This window comes from Pedobacter sp. AC464 (genome assembly GCF_979253075.1).
Genome location: NZ_CEEDBV010000002.1, coordinates 1552311 through 1573106 on the forward strand (window position 1 = coordinate 1552311; position 20796 = coordinate 1573106).

Annotated in this window: 19 protein-coding genes; 9 read left to right on the forward strand and 10 right to left on the reverse strand. The window is 39.1% G+C overall.

The window, feature by feature from the left end; translation table 11 throughout:
* Nucleotides 1–57: 57 nt before the first annotated feature.
* Entirely contained in the window at nt 58–411 is a 354-nt protein-coding gene (locus AC0IWT_RS17650; RefSeq protein ID WP_056872684.1) for a carboxymuconolactone decarboxylase family protein, read from the forward strand.
* A gap of 45 nt (nt 412–456) precedes the next feature.
* On the opposite strand, the gene AC0IWT_RS17655 is transcribed toward AC0IWT_RS17650, so the two are convergent.
* On the reverse strand, nt 457–1137 hold the full coding sequence (locus tag AC0IWT_RS17655; RefSeq protein WP_471798157.1) for a hypothetical protein: 681 nt from the start codon (nt 1135–1137) through the stop codon (nt 457–459).
* 151 nt (nt 1138–1288) lie between these two features.
* Between AC0IWT_RS17655 and polA the strand changes: the two genes are divergently transcribed.
* From polA to AC0IWT_RS17670, 3 genes are all read left to right on the forward strand, one after another.
* Entirely contained in the window at nt 1289–4108 is a 2820-nt protein-coding gene (gene polA, locus AC0IWT_RS17660) for a DNA polymerase I (RefSeq protein WP_471798158.1), read from the forward strand.
* A gap of 1 nt (nt 4109) precedes the next feature.
* Complete coding sequence (locus AC0IWT_RS17665; RefSeq protein WP_471798159.1) at nt 4110–4982, forward strand: TonB family protein; 873 nt, start codon at nt 4110–4112, stop codon at nt 4980–4982.
* Nucleotides 4983–5076: 94 nt separating this feature from the next.
* Nucleotides 5077–5412 carry a hypothetical protein gene (locus AC0IWT_RS17670; protein WP_471798160.1) on the forward strand — a complete coding sequence of 112 codons (336 nt, stop codon included), beginning with the start codon at nt 5077–5079 and terminating at the stop codon, nt 5410–5412.
* Between the two features lie 52 nt (nt 5413–5464).
* Here the strand turns inward: AC0IWT_RS17670 and AC0IWT_RS17675 are convergent, their stop codons facing one another.
* From AC0IWT_RS17675 to AC0IWT_RS17695, 5 genes are all read right to left on the reverse strand, one after another.
* A complete protein-coding gene (locus AC0IWT_RS17675) occupies nt 5465–6142 on the reverse strand; it encodes a metal-dependent hydrolase (protein WP_471798161.1) in 678 nt (225 codons plus the stop codon).
* A 62-nt stretch (nt 6143–6204) separates the two neighbouring features.
* Nucleotides 6205–6510 carry a YbaB/EbfC family nucleoid-associated protein gene (locus AC0IWT_RS17680; RefSeq protein WP_056872678.1) on the reverse strand — a complete coding sequence of 102 codons (306 nt, stop codon included), beginning with the start codon at nt 6508–6510 and terminating at the stop codon, nt 6205–6207.
* A 121-nt stretch (nt 6511–6631) separates the two neighbouring features.
* Entirely contained in the window at nt 6632–7861 is a 1230-nt protein-coding gene (locus AC0IWT_RS17685) for a serine hydrolase domain-containing protein (RefSeq protein WP_471798162.1), read from the reverse strand.
* 67 nt (nt 7862–7928) lie between these two features.
* Entirely contained in the window at nt 7929–8480 is a 552-nt protein-coding gene (locus tag AC0IWT_RS17690) for a hypothetical protein (protein ID WP_471798163.1), read from the reverse strand.
* A gap of 143 nt (nt 8481–8623) precedes the next feature.
* On the reverse strand, nt 8624–10402 hold the full coding sequence (locus AC0IWT_RS17695) for a DUF885 domain-containing protein (RefSeq protein ID WP_471798164.1): 1779 nt from the start codon (nt 10400–10402) through the stop codon (nt 8624–8626).
* A gap of 730 nt (nt 10403–11132) precedes the next feature.
* Between AC0IWT_RS17695 and AC0IWT_RS17700 the strand changes: the two genes are divergently transcribed.
* Entirely contained in the window at nt 11133–11510 is a 378-nt protein-coding gene (locus tag AC0IWT_RS17700) for a GxxExxY protein (RefSeq protein ID WP_471798165.1), read from the forward strand.
* Nucleotides 11511–11604: 94 nt separating this feature from the next.
* On the opposite strand, the gene AC0IWT_RS17705 is transcribed toward AC0IWT_RS17700, so the two are convergent.
* Both AC0IWT_RS17705 and pdhA read right to left on the reverse strand, forming a co-directional pair.
* Complete coding sequence (locus tag AC0IWT_RS17705) at nt 11605–13290, reverse strand: 2-oxo acid dehydrogenase subunit E2 (RefSeq protein WP_471798166.1); 1686 nt, start codon at nt 13288–13290, stop codon at nt 11605–11607.
* A gap of 30 nt (nt 13291–13320) precedes the next feature.
* Nucleotides 13321–14316: a pyruvate dehydrogenase (acetyl-transferring) E1 component subunit alpha gene (gene pdhA, locus AC0IWT_RS17710; protein WP_056088996.1), complete on the reverse strand. Its 996-nt coding sequence runs from the start codon at nt 14314–14316 to the stop codon at nt 13321–13323.
* 932 nt (nt 14317–15248) lie between these two features.
* Between pdhA and AC0IWT_RS17715 the strand changes: the two genes are divergently transcribed.
* The 3 genes from AC0IWT_RS17715 (at nt 15249) to AC0IWT_RS17725 (ending at nt 17232) form a co-directional block, all read left to right on the forward strand.
* Nucleotides 15249–15806 carry a C40 family peptidase gene (locus AC0IWT_RS17715; RefSeq protein WP_056872672.1) on the forward strand — a complete coding sequence of 186 codons (558 nt, stop codon included), beginning with the start codon at nt 15249–15251 and terminating at the stop codon, nt 15804–15806.
* Between the two features lie 82 nt (nt 15807–15888).
* Nucleotides 15889–16989, forward strand: coding sequence for a CapA family protein (locus tag AC0IWT_RS17720; RefSeq protein ID WP_471798167.1), 1101 nt, complete (start codon nt 15889–15891; stop codon nt 16987–16989).
* Nucleotides 16990–17052: 63 nt separating this feature from the next.
* Nucleotides 17053–17232 carry a hypothetical protein gene (locus AC0IWT_RS17725; protein WP_056872670.1) on the forward strand — a complete coding sequence of 60 codons (180 nt, stop codon included), beginning with the start codon at nt 17053–17055 and terminating at the stop codon, nt 17230–17232.
* 86 nt (nt 17233–17318) lie between these two features.
* Here AC0IWT_RS17725 and AC0IWT_RS17730 read toward each other — a convergent pair whose 3' ends face one another.
* Both AC0IWT_RS17730 and AC0IWT_RS17735 read right to left on the reverse strand, forming a co-directional pair.
* The gene (locus AC0IWT_RS17730; RefSeq protein WP_056872669.1) at nt 17319–17504 is read right to left on the reverse strand and encodes a hypothetical protein; all 186 of its coding nucleotides are present in this window, start codon (nt 17502–17504) and stop codon (nt 17319–17321) included.
* Nucleotides 17505–17661: 157 nt separating this feature from the next.
* Nucleotides 17662–19704, reverse strand: a complete 2043-nt coding sequence (locus tag AC0IWT_RS17735) for a M13 family metallopeptidase (RefSeq protein WP_471798168.1) — start codon at nt 19702–19704, stop codon at nt 17662–17664.
* 91 nt (nt 19705–19795) lie between these two features.
* Between AC0IWT_RS17735 and AC0IWT_RS17740 the strand changes: the two genes are divergently transcribed.
* Nucleotides 19796–20737 carry an SPFH domain-containing protein gene (locus tag AC0IWT_RS17740; protein ID WP_056872667.1) on the forward strand — a complete coding sequence of 314 codons (942 nt, stop codon included), beginning with the start codon at nt 19796–19798 and terminating at the stop codon, nt 20735–20737.
* Nucleotides 20738–20796: the final 59 nt, after the last annotated feature.

A 20796-nucleotide genomic window follows, 5' to 3' on the forward strand; every position in this document is an offset into this window, starting at 1 on the left:
AGAATCGTAAATTCATGCTTTCAAATTCAGTAAAAAAATCATTCAACAATTAGTATTATGGGCAAATTAGTAGAAGAATTTAATGGCTATCGTGAAAAAATGAACGATAGGATAATGGAAACCGCCAATACAAACATTAAGCGGTTTTTTGCTTTAGATACCACCTCCTATGCAGACGGGGCCTTAAATGTTAAAACAAAAGAGATGCTTGGTCTTGTTGCATCAATGGTTTTGCGTTGCGACGATTGCATAAAATATCACCTCGGCAAATGCCATGAAGCTGGCGTTGACACAAACGAAATGAACGAAATTTTTATGATAGCCAACCTAGTTGGTGGCAGCATTGTAATTCCGCATTACCGCAGAGCGGTAGAATACTGGGATGAATTGAACGAAACGACCGGTCTGTAAATTAAAATTTCTAGCAAGTTGATGTTCGTGTCAATCTTGCTAAATCTAAAATTCTGGCTTGTTGTAGGCGTCTACCAGCTCGGTTACTTCTTTAGTATTAAGCGTTGTAGTCGCTTCAACCTGTTCTTTTACACTTGGCTTATCTCCAAGTTTTTGTAATAATATCGTTTTAACCTCAGCTTTTTTAGATTCGTCGGTTATTGCTTTAATCGGAATTTCCTGCAGCGGACCAGCGCCTGGTTTCTCAATAAAATATCGGATAACCGGCGCACCCGCAGGGCGCTCGGGCATGTTGCGGCCGCCACCAATGCTAACGCCGCCGCCTAAGCCCATACCGCTATAGCCGCCAGTGCCTGCACCAATCCCTATTGATGGACTAAACCTTACTCGTTTTTGCTTTTGAACAGGCATAAGTTTTTCGCCACCAAATGCGTATAAATTCACCTTACCAAGCGCCAGAACTTTCACAAACCGGTACTCCAGATTTTTCCCTGTTGCGAAACCTTTGCTCAGATAGGTGTTGCCATTCCAGAAGAAATGTTTAATGTCTTTTGCCGGTAGAACCATGTCAGTTTCATCATTTGCACTAATTAAAACGGAAAAATAATCTGTCCCTTTTATTGTGCCGCGAAGTACCTCGTCGTTATTTTTTACAATAAAATCCTGACACGAAGCGGTTTCGATACCGAATACAATTGCAATGAAGACCAGCAGGTAAACTCTCATGATAAACTTAATATTTAGGATAACGCAATTTTAATGCTTTTGGCACATCATTCCTAAAATTTCATGCGTTTTAGTTTCTTCAGATTATTAACTTTGGTAAATTACAATGCTTGCAAATTTATTTGCCGGCTTTATAAATTTGCGGAATCAAATGGATAACAATAATAAAAAACTCTTTCTTTTAGATGGAATGGCGCTGATGTACCGGGCGCATTTTGCACTGAGCAAAAATCCTCGGTTTACTTCCTCAGGTATCAATACATCAGCTGTAATGGGCTTTACCAATACATTACTTGATGTTTTAAAGAAAGAAAAACCAACACATATTGCAGTAGTTTTTGATACTGAAGCACCGACGGAACGCCACACCTCTTTCGAAGCATACAAAGCACACCGGCAGGCAATGCCCGAAGATTTAGCTGCAGCCATGCCTTATGTGATTAAGTTGATAACAGGCTTTAATATTCCCGTAATTACTTCTGATGGTTATGAAGCCGACGACATTATTGGAACATTGGCCAAGAAAGCCGAAGCAAAAGGCTATCAGGTTTATTGCATGACGCCAGATAAAGATTTTGCCCAGCTGGTTTCGGAAAACATTTTTATTTACAAACCTGCACGCATGGGTAACGACATGGAAATTCTGGGCGTGAAGGAGGTTTTAGCCAAATGGGAAATTGAAAATGTATTGCAGGTTATAGATATATTAGGCTTATGGGGCGATGCTGTAGACAACATTCCCGGCATTCCCGGCATCGGCGAAAAAACTGCGAAGCTTTTAATAAAGCAGTATGGTTCGATGGAAAATATCATTGCGAATGCCCACGAGTTAAAAGGAAAGCAACGTGAAAACGTAGAAAATTTTGCAGAGCAAGGCTTGCTTTCTAAAAAACTGGCAACAATTCTTCTTGATGTTCCGGTTGAATTGGATGAAGTCAGCCTCGAACTTTGCGATCCAAGTAAAGATTTATTAGAACCGCTCTTTACAGAATTAGAGTTTAGAACATTAGGTCGGCGGGTTTTTGGCGACGAGTTTTCGGTTACCACGGCCAAATTCCAGGAAGGCACACAAACTGATCTATTTGGCAATCATCCTGGCGAAACCATTCAGTATACAAATACGCTGGAGGAAGAGGAGCCTGCGGAAAAACTGCCGCCAAAAACAATCGAAAATACCGAACATAATTATCAACTGATAGAAACTGCTCCCCAACGTGCAGAGCTTATTAAATTATTACTAAGTCAGAAAAGAATTTCGTTCGATACGGAAACTACCGGCACGGATGCAAACATGGCCGACCTGGTCGGCTTGTCATTTTCGATAAAACCTGGCGAAGGCTATTACATTCCGGTTCCCGAAAATAGGGATGAGGCGCAGGCAATTGTTGATGAATTTAGGCCGGTACTTGAAAATGAAGCAATTGAGAAAATAGGGCAGAATACCAAATACGACATTTTAGTTTTTAAATGGTATGGTCTACAAGTTAAAGGTAAACTGTTTGATACCATGCTGGCGCATTACCTTATCGACCCCGATACCCGCCATGGAATGGATATTTTATCAGAAAATTACCTCGGTTACTCGCCAATTTCTATCACAAAACTGATTGGTCCGAAAGGTAAAAACCAAGGCACCATGCGTGATGTTCCTGTTATTGACGTGGTTGATTATGCGGCCGAAGATGCGGATGTTACGTTGCAGTTGGCGCATATATTTGAGCCAAAACTGAAAGAATTGAACGCTGCTAAACTTGCTGAAGAAATTGAAAACCCGCTGGTTTATGTTTTGGCCGATATTGAAAAAGAAGGCGTACGCATTGATATCGAAACCTTGAAGGCTTACTCCAAAGAGCTTGAAACCGATATCATTAAGTTCGAACAAAACGTTTATGATAAAGCCGGAATCAAGTTTAACCTGGCCTCACCGAAGCAGCTTGGAGAGGTTCTATTTGATAAGTTGCAACTAGACCCAAAAGCAAAAAAAACCAAAACCGGCCAATATCAAACCGGCGAAGATGTGCTTCTTGCTTTAGCCAGCAAAAGTGATATCGTTCAGGATATATTAGATTTCCGCCAGCTGCAAAAGCTAAAGTCTACTTATGTTGATGCACTCCCGTTGATGGTAAATCCTAAAACTGGAAGAGTGCATACCTCTTACAATCAGGCAGTTGCCGCAACCGGAAGGTTAAGTTCCAATAATCCGAACCTGCAAAATATTCCGATAAGAACAGAAAGAGGACGGGAAGTGCGAAAAGCATTTATCGCCAGAGATGAAAATCATATTCTTTTATCGGCCGATTATTCGCAGATAGAGCTCAGGATCATTGCAGAAATTAGCAAAGAAGAAAATATGCTTGATGCTTTTAGTAAGGGAATTGATATACACACCGCCACGGCAGCAAAAGTTTATGGAATTGGTATTGACGAGGTTGACGGTACGCAGCGGAGAAATGCCAAGGCAGTGAACTTTGGTATCATTTACGGGCAGTCTGCATTCGGGTTGTCGCAGAATTTAGGCATTCCGCGTAAAGAAGCTGCGGAAATTATCGAACAATATTTTGCGCAGTACCCGGGAATAAAACGATACATGAGCGATACTATGAATTTTGCACGTGAAAACGGTTTTGTAGAAACCATCATGGGTAGGAGAAGGTATTTGCGAGACATTAATTCTGCGAACCAGACCGTAAGGGGTTTTGCTGAACGAAATGCCATCAATGCGCCAATACAAGGTTCTGCAGCCGATATGATAAAAATTGCCATGATAAACATTCATCAGGAAATGAAAGCGCAGGGACTAAAATCTACCATGACCATGCAGGTGCATGATGAGTTGGTTTTTGATGTTTTAAAGCCGGAGAAAGACATTATGAAAGCTATTATTCAAGACAAAATGGCTAATGCTATTAAATTAACTGTGCCGATTGTAGTCGAAATTGGCGAAGGCGATAACTGGTTGGCCGCACATTAATATGAAAAGAATTCTGTTCTTAGTTTTGAATCTGATTTCGCTTGTGGCTTTTGCACAACAGAGTGATACCTTGTACAGTTACACTAATATTGGTGGTAAAGAAGTAAAAAAGGAAAAAGCGGTAAACGTTTATAAAGTGTTTCGCAGAGATAGTACAAGCTGGGTAAAAACCACTTCCGATCATAATTTAATTATGCTTAAAAAGGAAACGTTTAAAGATTCCACCCTTAGCGTTTTAAATGGAAGTTACACAGATTATGCCAGCGGAAAAGTTAAGTTAAAAGGTTATTACATTAAAGGGAATAAAACCGGAGCCTGGGTTAGCTACGATACCGCAGGACGGGCAACGGAATCTGAAGTTTACATTATGGGTAAGCTGAACGGGCCTTACACCTCATATTGGCCTGCGGGAAATACCAAAGAAGAAGGACACTATGAAAATGGTAAACGTGCTGGTAATTGGAAGTTTTATTACAAAGATGGTTCGATTGCCTCTGACGAAACGTACAATGATAGTTATAACTTAGTTGATAGCAGTTATTTCGATCCCAATCATAACCCAACCAGTAAAATTAAAATCATCAATCCACCAATGTTTCCGGGAGGGATGCCTGCATTTTATCAATTTTTAGGACGATCAATCAGGTATCCCACAGAAGCCTTCAAAAATCAAATTTCTGGTACGGTATATTGTTCATTTGTAGTAGACGCGGCTGGCAAACTTCAGGAAATTAAGGTTATTTCTTCTCCTCACTATAGTTTATCTGACGAAGCTATGCGGATACTTCGGTATTCCCCGAAATGGATTCCGGCCTCTGTATTGGGCGATCCGGTAAGGGTGAGGTATAATGTTGCTATAAATTTTAAACTTTAGTATACTCACACCAATTTTTCTTATCTTCATTAAATCTTCATCCCGATTAATCAATTTTATATCAAATAAACGAGTAAAACAAAAAATTAAAAACATGAAAAAATTATTGAGTTTAATCGCAATCGCAGCATTTGGTTTAACTACAGCATTTGCTCAAACACCTGCAACTATAGCTCCGGCTAAAAAAGTTGTTAAAAAAGAAGTAAAAACCACAACTGCTCCAGTAAAAGCTGGTGCTAAACAAGAGGCTAAAAAGGTTGAGACTAAAACAACTACTACGGCATCAAAGGTAAAAGCAGATGGAACGCCCGATATGCGTTTTAAGGATAATAAAATGAAGGCAGTTACTAAGGTTGCTGGTCCGACTAAAAAAGATGGAACTGCAGATATGAGGTATAAAGCAAATAAAGCTGCCGCTAAAAAGAACTAGGTTTAGGTTTAATAATTGAAAGGGTTCCAGATGAAAATCGGAACCCTTTTTTTTATAAATCTATCGTTTCGCCAATTTTTGGCAGTAATAGTGTTTTGTTTTCACGTTTAAACTTTGCAACGGCATCGTCTGTATCAATGCTAATTGGCGGGAAGGTGTTGTAGTGTACGCCAATAACCTTATCGCAATCGATATATTTGGCCGCAATAACGGCATCATCTACGCCCATTGTGTAATGGCCGCCGATTGGTAAGATTGCATAATCTAAGTTGTACAATTCGGCTAATAATTTCATTTCGAGTGTTAAGGCAGTATCTCCGGCAAAATAAACTTGTTTACCCGCCAGTGTGAGCACAAAACCAGCTGGATTTCCTCCATAACTACCATCCGGATTTGAACTGCTGTGTACCGCCCAAACGGTACGTAATTTTCCAAACGAAAGTTCCTGGGTTCCAAAATTGATATCGGTAACTTTTTCTACACCCTGTTCCTTAATCCATTTTGCAACTTCTACCATCGCAATTACTTCGGCGTTTGTTTGCTTGGCCAGTTCAACCAGGTCCGCAACGTGGTCGCCATGGCCGTGACTAATTAAAATATAATCAGCTTCTATTTTAGAAGTATCGATTTCTTTGGCTAAAGGGTTTTGCTTTATAAAGGGGTCAAAAAGAAATTTCTTGCCATCAGCTTCAATTAAAAAGCACGATTGGCCGTAGTAGGTAAATTTCATATCCAGTTGATTTATTTTTATGAATGAGGATTCTTGATTAATTTTCGTGGTGAAGGTTAGCCTTATTGGCCAAACATGCCACCGAGCCCGCCAAGCATATCTTTTGCTGAGGCTTGCATCTCTGTTGAACTAACTTCTTCAGCATTGGCAAGTGCCTTATTAATCGCTGTTAGCAGTAATTCTTCCAGTTCTTCTTTATCTGCATTTTTCAAGAAATCTTCATCAATTGCAACACCCGTAATGGCCTTGTTTGCAGTCGCAGTAATTTTAATAGCGCCGTTTTCTACCTCGCCAAAAACCGAAATAGTATCTAAACGTTTCTTAATTTCTTCGGCCTTTTGCTGTGCCGCGAATAATTTATCGAACATAATTTTGTGTTTATTATAAAAACGAATTTAAGCTAAATTGTTTTTCAGAATGCCGTTTTTGTGTAAATGAAATGCAAGGAAAAAATAAAAAAAAGCCTCGAGCATAGTTCGAGGCTTTCATTTAATCTTCGTCACTGCCAGGCAAGCTGCCATTTCCATGGTATGCGCCTTTTCTTATTATCGGCATATTTAAATGTTTGTACAAATCATCAAGATGCATCAAGCTTCCGTTTGTTAAATTTCCAAGGAAAATAACAACTATGTTTTTATCTAAATCCCGGACATAAATATGGCGGAAACCGTGCCACCAGCCTGTATGATAAACAACTTTGTCCATCTTTTCGCCGTCGAACATTCTCCATCCATAACCATAGTTAAAGTGACCGTTAACGGGTTTATTCCGGCCAACATAAGATGAATCGGTACTTTGTTTATTTATAAAACGATTGCTTTTGAGGTATTTGTCGTATAAAACCAAATCGTGTACGGTGCTGTAAATTCCTTTGTCGCCAACCGGTCCATCCAAAAAGTTTTGCGCTGCCGAGTATCTCCACGTCCGGTCATGACCAACAACATCAACCGGAACTTTTTCATATTCTGTAGTGCTGTAAACATGCGTATGTTTCATTCCCGCAGGTTTGAAAATGTGTTCCATCATGTATTGTGAGTAACGCTGGCCGGTAACTTTCTCAATGATTGCTCCCAATACCATAAAGTTAGAGTTATTGTAGTGAAAACGGTTATCTGGTTTTACATAAGGATTCGGTTTGCGCTCAGCAATTATATCCATTACCTCCTGGTTGGTAACTCCTTTTTTCATGTTACGCTTTTCTTTGCGCCAAATGTCATCTATAAAATAAACATAATTCATCATCCCGCTGCGGTGCGTTAAAAGCAATTTCACAGTAATTCCATCATAAGGAAAATTAGGAAAGAATTTTTTTACATCATCATTTAAAGACAGCTTTTTCGCTTCAACCAGTTGCATAATTGCTGTTCCGGTGAATGTTTTGGTGATAGAAGCAAGCTCAAATTCTGAATTAATTTTTAAGCTGTCGCGATGCAGATAATCTGCCCAGCCAATTGCTTTTTCGTACAGGATTTTACCATCTTTTGCAACCAGCATATTGCCATTAAAGCCATATTTTTTGTGCAGATTATCTACAAAATCGGCTATCCATTTATCGCCCTTAGCCGGATTGTAAACCAGTAAAAGGCTGTCGGCTTTGTCATCATCTTTAGTTCTGATTTTTGCATCGGCGGCTTTTTTTTCTTCGGATTTTTTACTGTTACAAGCGGTTAAAAGAGTTAAGGAGATGGCAATTGCCGGAATTATATATTTAAAATTCATTTATTCAGGTAGACTAAATTTAAAACCTGAAAATTAAAGAATTTTGAAGCCAAAAAAACAAAGAGTTTTAAACATTCTTACAATTTTTGTTGTACCAGCACTCAAATAAGTGGCCGTCGTTTCCATAAACCGGGTCGTTATCGGGCCGCTCCACTTTTGCAATATCTTCATCAGCTTCAGGCCGCTCTTCAGGCTTTCCATACCTCATATTGTAATCCGAACCTTTGGGGTAGGCACCTAACACAGTAAAATCATCGCTGGCTCTTAGTCTTTTATGAGCAACACCTGCCGGAATCACAACCACATCACCCTTATCTAATTCAATACAAACACCATGTTCGCCGCCAAATTGCACATCGGCATTGCCACAAAAAACCCCCATAACTTCATGCGTATTGCTGTGGTAATGATGGTAGTCGAAAATCCCGTCTACCCAGGTGTTCGAGTAGCCATTCTGTGCAAAAACAGTTTTAATCACCTCGATTTTATCATCAGGATGCAACCTGAATGCTCCTTTGTAAATCATTAACGGGTAAACCGGGTTGTTTGGAAAGTTTCCGTTTTCTTCGATTGTATGGGAAACCAGGTATGCTTCCTGAATTAGTTTTTCTTTATCCATGATTAATGTGTTTCCTAATTAACAAAGTTATAAAGAAACAGTTTAAATTTAGTTTGATACCAGGTACGCACACCCGAGCAGAATTTAGCATGGGGCCCGCCTGCTATTTTAACCGGCAGGCTTATACTTATTTTTGATATAACTTACTTTTGGGTATCTGCCCAAGCATTCATTTTGGCTTCAAAAACAGATAAAGGCAACGAGCCGTCCCTCAGTACTTCGGTATGAAAAGCAGCTAATTTAAATTTTTGGCCTAATGCTTTTTCATATTTTGCTCTTAGTTCCCGTATTTTCATAGCGCCGGTTTTATAGCCTAATGCTTGTGCCGGAATCCCCATGTAGCGTTCTATTTCTGCTGTGGCGCCTTCGGTACTTATGGCTTCATTATCGGTCATATATTTTATTGCCTCTTCTCTTGTCATGTTTTTAGCATGGATGGCAACATCGACTACCAATCGAACTGCCCGGTGCATCTCATCTCCTAAAGCGCCCATGTGCTGATAAGGATCTTGATAAAGACCTAATTCTTTACCTAAAGATTCGCAGTATAATGCCCAGCCCTCTACGTATGCATTATGGCCTCCAAAGCGGCGAAAGTTAGGAAGAGCGGTATTTTCCTGTGTCAGGGAGATTTGGTAATGATGTCCGGGAATGGCTTCATGCAAAAACAGGGATTCCATTCCTGATGTAGTGTTAAAAGTTTTTGCATCTAAAATTGGAACATAAAAAATGCCAGGCCGCTTTCCATCTGCCGATCCCTGATTGTATTCGGCACTCGCCGATGCCGCCCGGAATGCTTCCGTTTGTCGGATTTCAAAAGGTGTTTGAGGCTCTTTTTCAAACATCTTTTTCAAATTTGGTTTCATTCGCTGATGAATATCTTCAAAGGCTGCCAATATCTCTTGAGGTGTTTTGTAGGGCATAAACCTTTTATCCGTTTTCATGTATTCGAAAAAAGCTTTCAAATCGCCTTTAAACCCGACAAGATTTTTTATGCTATCCATTTCACCTTTTATCCTGGCAACCTCTTTCAAGCCTGTCTGGTAAATTTCTTCTGGGGTCTTGTTTGTTGTGGTTTGTTGCCTAACCAAATAAGCATACCATTCGGCGCCGCCTGGTAAAGCCGAATAACCAGATGTCGACCTTGCTTTTGGCAAATATTCATTTTTTAAATAGTCGCCAAGTTTTTTATAAGTCGGAATAATTACCTCCATTATTGCTTTGCGATAATCTGCTGTTATTTTCTGTTTCTCTGTTGGCGAGAATGAAGCGGGAATCAGTTTAACAGGGCCGTAGAAAAGGCTTTGCTCGGGCGTAGCAACAACCATGCTCTGCATTTGTGGAATCATTTTCGACACTAAAGCCTTTGGCAGTACGTAGCCTGCACTGGCGCCTTTTTTAAAATTGCCGATGGCGGTATCGGCCCAAACAGCAAATGCATTGGCACGTTTTAACCAATCATCATAGTTTTTAATTGTTTTAAAAGGCTGTGCACCGGTTCCAGAACCCAGCTGACCAAAAGTTAAGGGCAAAGCAAACATTTGATTGAATGGGAAATATTCAGTATGATATTTGAATCCTTCGAGATTCATATCAATTTGGTCTTTCATGTAATCGAAAGAAAGTTTGTTGTTTCGGTCAAGACTCTCTCTGTCGTACCGTTTTAAGCTATCTAAATACCGCTCATTGAAGCTTTTATTTGAAGCGATATAAGCTTGTGAACCATCATTTGGAAGCAAATCATTATAGCGTTCATCGCCAATGTAGGTGGCAGAAATTGGACTCAGTTTTAATCCATCCTGGTAATAGGTTTCGCACATTGAAGCGAATTTTTTATCTGCATCTGTGCCATTAGCTTTATCGCTTTGTTTACAAGCTGCAAATGCACTTGCGGCTATTGCCAAAAAAAATAGTTTCTTCATCTGGTTTGGTTTAGGTTCTAATCAAAAATAGTAAAATTTGATGGATTGCTGTTATCCCGGCAGATGAAGGAGATTCACACAGATTTTAAACAAAAATATACTTTTAGGATATTGGTTCAAATTTATCTGCGATATCTGCGTAAACCAGCGGGAGTTTTTTAGGCTAAGTGCTGTGCGAACAGTTTTTATTTTCCCGTAGATAAAAAAGATTCACACGAATTTTTTGATAATAATCTAGTTTTGGGATCTGGACATCAATTGTTATCTGCGATATCTGCGTAAATCAGCGGGAGTTTTTTAGGCTAAGTGTTATGCGAACAGTTTTTATTTTCCCGCAGATAAAATAGATTCACGCGAATTTTTTGTTAATAATCTATTTTAGGGATCTGGACATTAATTCTTGTCTGCGATAGCTGCGTAAATCAGCGGGAGTTTTTTAGGCTTAGTACTATGCGAACAGTTTTTATTTTTCTGCAGATAAAAAAGATCACGCGAATTTTTTTTTAATAATCTAGTTTAGGGATCTGGACATCAATTCTTGTCTGCGATATCTGCGTAAATCAGCGGGAATTTTTTTAAGGCTTATTACTATGCGAACAGTTTTTTATTTCCCGCAGATAAAAAAGATTCACTTGAACTTTAGATTATTAATGCCGAAACCAAAAGCTTTAAGCAGCCAATTATTTGCATATCTTAGAATATTCATCCCATTAACTTAAAGAAATTTAATATGGATGAAAACGATCTTTCTTATCAGATAAGAGGTGCAATATTTACAACATATAATTCACTTGGGCCAGGCCTTCTAGAATCTGCCTACGAAGTAGTATTAGCTTATGTGTTAACGAAAAGCGGCTTGCATGTTAAACGGCAAGTCCAGATGCCAATACTATTTGACGATAATGAATTAGATGCCGGATATAGAATCGACCTGTTGATAAACAGCCTGGTAATCATTGAAATAAAATCTGTTGAAATTTTATCTCCGGTTCACCACAAGCAAGTCTTAACTTATTTAAAGCTATCCGGTTTAAAATTAGGGCTGCTCGAAAATTTCAATACAGTAGATATCAAAGGCTCGATTTTTCGCAAAGTTAACGGCCTGTAAACATCAGCAAGAGCTATTTAAACAAAAAAGCCACTCCTTAAAAGGAATGGCTTTGTATAACTGTAATTTTTCGCAAAGCGAAAATTAAAATCGATTAAGCTAACAACCGTATTGGTTCTTCTAGTAAACCTTTCAACGTTTGTAAGAATTGTGCTCCGGTTGCGCCATCAACCACACGGTGATCGCATCCTAAAGTTAATTTCATTACATTACCAGGAACAACAGCGCCATTTTTTACAACAGGCACTTGTTGAATGGCACCCACTGATAAAATTGCTCCATCAGGGGAGTTGATGATTGATGTAAACTCATCAATACCAAACATACCTAAGTTAGATACTGTGAAAGTGCTTCCTTCCCAATCAGATGGTTGTAGTTTTTTCGCTTTTGCTTTTCCTCCAAAATCCTTTACTTCCGCAGAAATGTGCGATAATGATTTGCCATCTGCAAAACGAACAACTGGCACTAATAAACCGTCTTCAACAGCCATAGCAACACCAATATTCGTATGCTCATTAAAACGGATTTTATCGCCACCCCATGATGAATTAACTGCCGGGTGTTTTTTCAGTGCAACCGCAACAGCTTTGATAACGATATCATTGAAAGAAACCTTAACAGGCGCAACTGTATTAATTGCAGTACGGGCTGCCATTGCATTATCCATATCAATACTTACAGTTAAGTAGAAATGTGGGGCAGTGAACAAGCTTTCTGCTAAACGTTTAGCAATTACTTTACGCATCTGCGAAACCGGTTGCTCGGTAAATTTAACCTCACCAACAAAAGTTGGGATAACTGGTGCAGCAGCTGTAGCTTTTTCAGCAGCAGCCGGAGCTGATTCTGATTTCGCTGGAGCAGCCGCCGGCTTATAATTTTCGATATCTTTTTTGATAATACGTCCGCCTTCTGCACTACCAGAAACCTGCGATAAATCAATCCCTCTATCTTTGGCGATTTTTTTAGCTAATGGAGAAGCTTTAACGCGACTATCAGACGATGAACTTTCTGCAACTGGAGTAGAAGAGTTTGTATCAGCAGTTGTTGCTTGTTTTTCTTCTTTCGGAGCTTCTTCTTTGCTTTCAGCTTTTGCAGCCGGAGCAGAACCGCCCGCTAAAATTCCGCTAACATCTGTCCCTTCAGGCCCAACGATAGCGATAATTCCGTTTACTTTAGCCGCCTCACCTTTTTCTACACCAATGTGTAGTAAAGTTCCGGTTGCATAACCCATAACCTCCATAGTAGCCTTATCGGTTTCTACATCAGCTAAAACATCATCATCCTTAACCTGGTCGCCAACTTTTTTATGCCATTCGGCAATAACGCCTTCAGTCATGGTATCACTTAACAAAGGCATACGAATTACCGTAACACCTTTTGCTGCTAATTCTTCTTCAGTTAAGCCGCCGCCCTGAGCAGGAGCTTCCTCATTTTCCGCTTTTGGTTTTTCACTTTCTGCTGCCGGTGCCTTATCTTCGGTTTTGGTGCTTGCTGCTCCATCACTGCCAGATTCAGCATCCAAAGCTGCTTGAAAGTCTTCACCTTCTTTACCGATAACGGCCATAACAGCATCAACCGGAACAGCTTCACCCTCTTTTACACCAATGTATAAAAGTGTTCCATCCCAATAAGATTCCATATCCATTGTTGCCTTGTCAGTTTCTACCTCTGCCAAAACATCGCCGCTTTTCACTTTATCGCCCACTTTTTTGTGCCACTTAGCCAAAACCCCTTCGGTCATGGTGTCGCTCATTTTGGGCATTTTAATTACATCAGCCATTATATCTAATTAATTGAAATCTTAATAATATTAGTCCATTACGTAAGGGTAGTTCTCAGTCATGTATACATCTTTGTATAATTCAGATGCATCTGGCCAAGGAGACTCTTCTGCAAATTTCACAGCCTGGTCTACAGTAGCTTTAACTTTAGCTTCTACCTCTTCAATCCAGGCCTGGTCTGCATACTTTTCTTTAAGAATTGTTTCTCTTGCATGCTCCACCGGATCTTTTGCTTTATAATCCTCTAATTCTTCTTTAGTACGATATTTTGCAGGGTCAGACATGGAGTGACCGCGGTAACGGTAAGTTCTCATTTCTAAGAACGTTGGCCCCTCACCTTTACGGGCACGCTGAATCGCCTCATCCATTGCATTGTGTACAGCAACCGGATCCATTCCGTCAACCGGAGCGCATGGCATATCGAAACCCAAACCAATTTTGTAAATATCAGTCATGTTGGTGGTACGTTGTACCGAAGTACCCATTGCATAACCATTGTTTTCGCAAACAAAAATTACCGGCAATTTCCACAACATGGCCATGTTAAATGTTTCGTTTAATGCACCCTGGCGTACAGCGCCATCGCCCATATAACAAATGTTAACATTATCTGTTCCTTTATATTTTTCTGCAAAAGCAACACCAGCACCTAGCGGAATCTGACCTCCAACAATTGCATGGCCACCATAAAAGTTGTGTTCTTTGCTAAACATGTGCATAGAACCACCTTTACCCTTCGAGCAACCTGTAGCTTTACCATACATTTCTGCCATAATGCTATCGGCACTAACTCCTAAAGCTAAAGCATGAGCATGATCACGGTAAGTAGTAATCATCGAATCGCCTTTTTGCATTGCAGATATTGCGCCTGCAACCACAGCTTCTTGCCCAATGTATAAATGACAAAAGCCACGAATTTTTTGTTGTCCGTATAACTGGCCGGTTTTCTCTTCGAATTTGCGCATAAGCAACATCGATTCGAACCATTTCAACCAAGTATCTTTATTTATTTCTACTGCACTCATTTTAGGATATTTGTTTTTTTGCGACAGCAAATCTAATTTTTTTATTGTAATTTTTGGCACTTTCTAATGTAAAAACATCATGCACTTACCTACAATCGTAGATTTAACAGTTGTTTTATGTTTAATTCTCCATCATCCCGCCTATTTCGCTCAAAACAACGATTTTACAGATTTTAAATTGACAGTTAATCAACCATTTCGTTTTAATTAATGGTAAAATATAATTTTGTTAAACGACTGATTACCGTAATTTATTAATTTTTATTAGAAAGGCAATTACAGTGGTTTTTGCGTTAGGGCAGCCCCGCCATTCGCATTATCTTTTTTGTAAATTTTACGAAAAATTTCAATGTACCTGCTCAAAAAAGTATAATCGCTGCTGTCGGGTTTAAGTAACAAACCGGTTTGCGCATTTTTTTAAGGATTTCTAACCCATCATGTCCGTTCCTAAAAACAAAAAAGGAATGTAGCTAGTGTTGGGAATCTTTTATCCCGCGTGGTAAGCTGCTTCGTGCTTTGCTTCCAATTTAAACTGGCAAATTAATGCATTTAGCCTATCACAAAAAAGGTAGAGATGATTATTTCGAAAGTGTAAATTATTGTTCCAGGAAAACAAGCCAATGATGATAAACCTGATAGAGCGGAAATACTTTTTGTTGCAAACCATTGAAGTAATCTGCTAACAATCACAAAAAGATTGAAGTGATAGCAGGATTTTCGGACTGAAAGAAATACAGGCTGTGCTTTCCAGATTATTTTAAGTTTTTGGGCGTCAATTATTGTGTAAAAACCGTGAAAATGTTAATAACTTTTTATTTTAAACGTAAAACATTTGGATGACATTTAGATTATTGATATTTTTGGACACCAACAATAAGCCCATGTGGTGTACGTTAATGTGTAAGTGAGTTACCCAAACATAACTGTATAACATGATTAAAAAATTTTTGTTTTCATCCCTAATCGCTATTTGCACGCTCTCAGCCGCATTTGCGCAAACAAAAACGAAAGAATCCGGAAAAGAATTAACAGACCCAGACAATCTTGCATCTCAGTATTTCTCGCAGGTTATGGGTGTTGCAGTAGATGCGACTTCAAACTTGAAATTGTACAAATTTGTTTACGAATGGATTGGAACCCCTTATAGTTTCGGCGGAAACACAAAAAAAGGCATTGATTGTTCAGCTTTTACGAAAGCGATTTACGACAAAGTTTTCAACACTACAATTAGAAGAAATTCGAGAGATATTTTTAGCATGGTAGACCCGCTTTCTAAAGAAGATTTAAAGGAAGGTGATTTGGTTTTCTTCAAAATAAAAAGCAGAAGCATTTCTCATATTGGTATTTACCTTGGCGATAATAGGTTTGCACATGCATCAAGCTCTCGCGGTGTGGTAATTAGTAATTTGAACGAGCCGTATTACAGCCGTTATTTTTACAAGGGTGGAAGAATTCTTGAATCATTTAAGAAAGATTTTACGGTAGAATAACCCGATTGACGATTTTCGATTTAAAAAATATAATCCTTTCCATTATTTTGGGAAGGATTTTTTTATAACATAACACGACTAAATGAAGTTAACCAATAGCATAATTTTATCATTCCTCATTGTAATCATATTTCTTAGCTGCACCGGTAATAGTGCTCAGGTAACTGTTTCAAAGCAAAAAGCCGATACTATTATCACGAAAATTAAGGACACAATTTCGATAACAGCTGTAGGTGATATCATGCTGGGTTCGGCTTTTCCGGCAACCGTAAACCTTCCGCCCGATGATGCGGTGAACAGTTTCCAGGCCGTCGATAGCTTACTTAAAGGCGATATTGTTTTCGGGAACTTGGAGGGCTGTTTTTTAAACGCTGGGAATTCGACCAAGTGTAATGGCATAAATCCGAACAATTGTTATGCTTTTCGCATGCCCGAACGTTACGCCGGGATTTACAAAAAAGCAGGATTTAATGTGTTAAGCATTGCAAATAACCATGTTGGCGATTTCGATGCAAAAGGAAGAAAAAATACCGTGAAGATTTTAGATTCTTTAAAAATACATTACGCGGGACAGGTTAATAAACCGTTCGAAATTTTCGAAAAGGATAGTGTTAAATATGGTTTCTGTGCATTTGCACCCAACGAAAACACCGTTTCTATCAATAAAATTGATAGTGCTAAAGCATTAGTTGCCCGGTTAAAAAAGCAAGTTGATGTTGTAATTGTGTCTTTTCACGGCGGCGGTGAAGGGGCAAGGTTTGAACATGTAACCCGAAAAAATGAGATTTTTTATAACGAAAACCGTGGTAATGTTTATGCATTTGCGCACGCAGTTATCGATGCAGGTGCGGATGTGGTTCTTGGTCATGGGCCGCATGTAACCAGAGCGGTAGAAGTTTATAAAAATAAATTTATTGCTTACAGTTTGGGTAATTTTTGCACTTACGGCATGTTTAGCTTAAAAGGGAACAATGGCATTGCCCCATTACTTCAATTGAAAATTAACTCGAAAGGCGATTTCCTGTATGCAGATGTGGTTTCTGTACAGCAAGACAAAATTAATCGATTAACGGTAGACGAAAATGAAAGGGCTTTTAAACGAATTAAGCAATTGACTGATGAAGATTTTACAGGCCATAAGCTTTCCTTTGAAAATAGCAGAATCACTTTAGCAAAAGAATAAGTTAGAATCGTTTGTTCGGCAGGTCGGAAGTTTTAATATTACCAACCACAAATAAATTTTACAATGAAAAAAGGATTAATTCTTCATTATATCGTAGGTGTAGCAGCGGCAATTTTAGTTTTAGCTGCCGCATTTTACATTAACAAAAACCCAAAAAATTTATTATCTGCGGGCATTATTATTTTAGCCGGGTCATTGGTTGCTTATAGCCAGTTTCTAATTATTAAAGGCAAAAGGAAATAACCAACTAATTGTTATACGTTCTAAGAAAAACTACAGATGGTTCATACCTTGGTTTAGAAATTTGAGAGCGCCAGGCTTTTTTGGCCCTAAGCCTCGTCCTTAGTATTTTTCACTAATCCAATTCCCGAAACAAAAAATATTAATCCAATTACACCGTAAACGAGTAATCCACGGGTTTGCTGGCTATGTTGTACGAAACCCCAACCTGCATAAATTAATCCAATTATTCCTAAAATGGTTAGGACGGTTCCAAAAGTGCGTTTTACGTTCATAGTTTTAAAATTATCAGAGTAAAGACAAAAAAAATTGATTTTTGTTTGCGCTTAGAAAAAAAGATGAGATAATCCAAAAAACAAGCCACAGATAAGCAGATAAAATCTGGGCATCTGTGGCTAGAAATGCAACGGTAATTTTATAACTAAACTGGAACTACCAAACGCCCAACCTGTTTGCAGGTGCTACGTACATTTTGGCCGTTGCGGGTATGTTAAATGCTTTATAGAAAGCTTCCATATTGTAAACCGGGCCATTAACACGGAACATTTCGGGGCTATGTGGGTCAGTTTTTAAACGCACACGCATGCTTTCATCGCGGCTCTTCATTCTCCAAACCTGTGCAAAACCTAAAAAGAAGCGTTGGTCTGGTGTAAAGCCGTCAATCTTGTCACTGCTTTGGCCTTGTTTGGTTAATTTGAATGCATCGTAAGCAATGTTCAGCCCGCCAATATCTGCCAGGTTTTCGCCAAGGGTTAGGGCACCGTTAACGTGCTGGTTATCTAACAACGAGAAATTGTTATAAAATGCCACTACTTTATCTGCTTTAGCTTTAAATTTAGCAGCATCGTCTTTTGTCCACCATTCTTTTAAGTTACCGGCAGCATCATACTGGCGCCCCTGGTCGTCAAAACCATGAGTCATTTCATGGCCGATAACTGCACCAATTGCTCCGTAGTTGATCGCATCATCGGCATTAAATGCAAAAAATGGAAATTGCAGAATTCCGGCCGGGAAAACAATTTCATTAAATGATGGATTATAATATGCATTTACAGTTGGCGGCGTCATTCCCCACTCTGTTTTATCTACAGCTTTGCCTAGCTTATCTATCATCTCTTTGTAGTCATGCTTCTTAGCTGATTGAAGATTTGCGTAATACGTGTTTTTTGAAATTTCGACATCATCGTATTTTTTCCACTTATCCGGATAGCCGATTTTTTTAACAAAAGCGTTCAATTTCTCTAAAGCTTTTTTCTTAGTTTCAGGAGTCATCCAGTCTACTTTTTTAATCCTGTCTTCGTAAACTTTTTGCAGGTTGTTCACCAGTTCGAGCATGCGTTTTTTAGCCTCTGGTTTAAAATATTGTTCGGCATAAAGCTGTCCTAAAAGTTCGCCAAGGTTTCTGTCGGTGTTGCTTACCATGGTTTTCCACCTTTCAGTTTGTGATGGCTGGCCATATAAAGTTTTACCGAAGAAATCGAATTTAGCCGTTCTGAATGATTTGGTAAGCGCATTGGCCGAGGCATTTAACGCGTCGAATTTCAATTTCTCTTTCCAGATTGCAATAGGCTGGCTCTTTATCAACCCCGAAAGTGCCTGATAGTATTTTGGCTGGCGAACAATTACCGTATCGGTAGTAGCGCCAAGTTTATTTAAAACCAGTTTGAAATCGATATTTGGCATCTGTTTCTGGAAATCTGCCACAGCAAATTTATTGTAGTTTTTCTGCGGGTCACGAAGTTCAACAGGTGTAGAATGCGAAGTTGCAAGCGCTGTTTCAAGTTTCAAAATGTCATCTGCGTACTTTGCTGCATTAGCAGAATCGCCCGATAAGGTGAATATCTTGTTGATGTATTTTACATACTCCGTCCTGATTTTCTTTGCCTTATCATCTTGGTCCAAATAGTAACTACGCTCTGGTAAATTAATACCAGACTGCATAAAAACCAGCGCATTTTTTGAACTCATTTTATCATCCGGTTCAATACCAAAACCCAACAAGTCTCCCTCGCCTTCTTTGAATCCATCGGCAATAAAATTGATTAAATCTTTATCATTTTTTATAGCATCTATTTTTGATAGCAATGGTTTAACCGGCTCTGTACCTAATTTTTCGATGGTTAGGGAATCCATTCCACTTGCGTAAAAATCTCCAACTTTTTGTTCGGCGGTGCCGGCAGTGGCACTGCTCTTTGCGGCGTGCTCTAATATGCTTTTTAAGTTTTTCAGGTTGTCGTTATAAAGCGTATAGAAGGAGCCCCAGCCGGTTTCAGTTTTAGGAATCTGAGCATTTTTCATCCATTTTCCGTTGGCGTAAAGAAAAAAGTTATCGCCCGGCTTTACGGTAGTGTCCATTCCGTCGGTATCAAAAAATACAGTTCTTTGGTCTGCTTCAGTAGCCTGATGATTTTTATCGTTCTGGCAGGCTGCCAGTAATAACAAGGCAGCTGCAGGCAGAAATAAATTCTTTTTCATTTGAATATAATTTAGTTAGGAAAAAATAAAGCTACAAAAACCATCATGTAGTTTGTATGAATTTTTTATAACTTCATAAAAAAATCTAATTATGCAATACGCAATTTACATTCTTATATTCTTCGGAATCATTATCCTGCTGAGCTCGTTTGTAACAGTTAAACAGGGTACAATTGCCGTTATAACCGTTTTCGGTAAGTATCAAAGGCAATTAAGACCAGGCCTGAACTTTAAAATTCCGCTCATTGAGCAGATTTACTCCCGCATTTCCATTCAAAACAGATCTGTAGAGTTGTCTTTCCAGGCGGTAACGCAGGATCAGGCAAATGTTTATTTTAAAGCTATGCTTTTGTATTCTGTTGTAAATCAGGATGAAGAAACCATTAAAAACGTAGCCTTTAAATTTGTTGATGCAACCAATTTGATGCAAGCATTAATCAGAACCATTGAGGGTTCTATTCGTGCCTATGTGGCTACACAAAAACAAGCTAACGTTTTGGCTCAGCGTAATGAAATCGTTTTGCATGTTAAGGAGCAAATAGATCAGGTTTTAGATGGTTGGGGCTATCACCTGCAAGATTTGCAGCTCAACGACATTACCTTCGATGAAGAGATTATGCGCTCAATGAGCAGGGTTGTGGCTTCCAATAATTTAAAGGCAGCTGCAGAAAATGAAGGTCAGGCTTTGCTGATTACCAAAACAAAAGGTGCTGAAGCTGATGGTAATGCAATTAAAATTGCAGCTATGGCCGAACGTGAAGCTGCTCAGCTACGTGGACAGGGTATTGCGCTGTTTAGAGAGGAAGTTGCAAAGGGTATGACAAATGCCGCACATGAAATGCAACAGGCAAATCTTGATACTTCGGTTATTCTATTTACCATGTGGACTGAAGCCATTAAGCAGTTTGCTGAATACGGTGAAGGGAATATTATTTTCTTGGATGGCAGCACAGAGGGGATGAATAAAACCATGAAGGAAATGATGGCCATGCAGTTGAACAGGCAAAATCAGCCTGGACAGCAAGGAAAATAAGATTAAAAGCCAAGTTGTAAAGCAAAAAAAACCCGATAAAATTTAAATTTTAGCGGGTT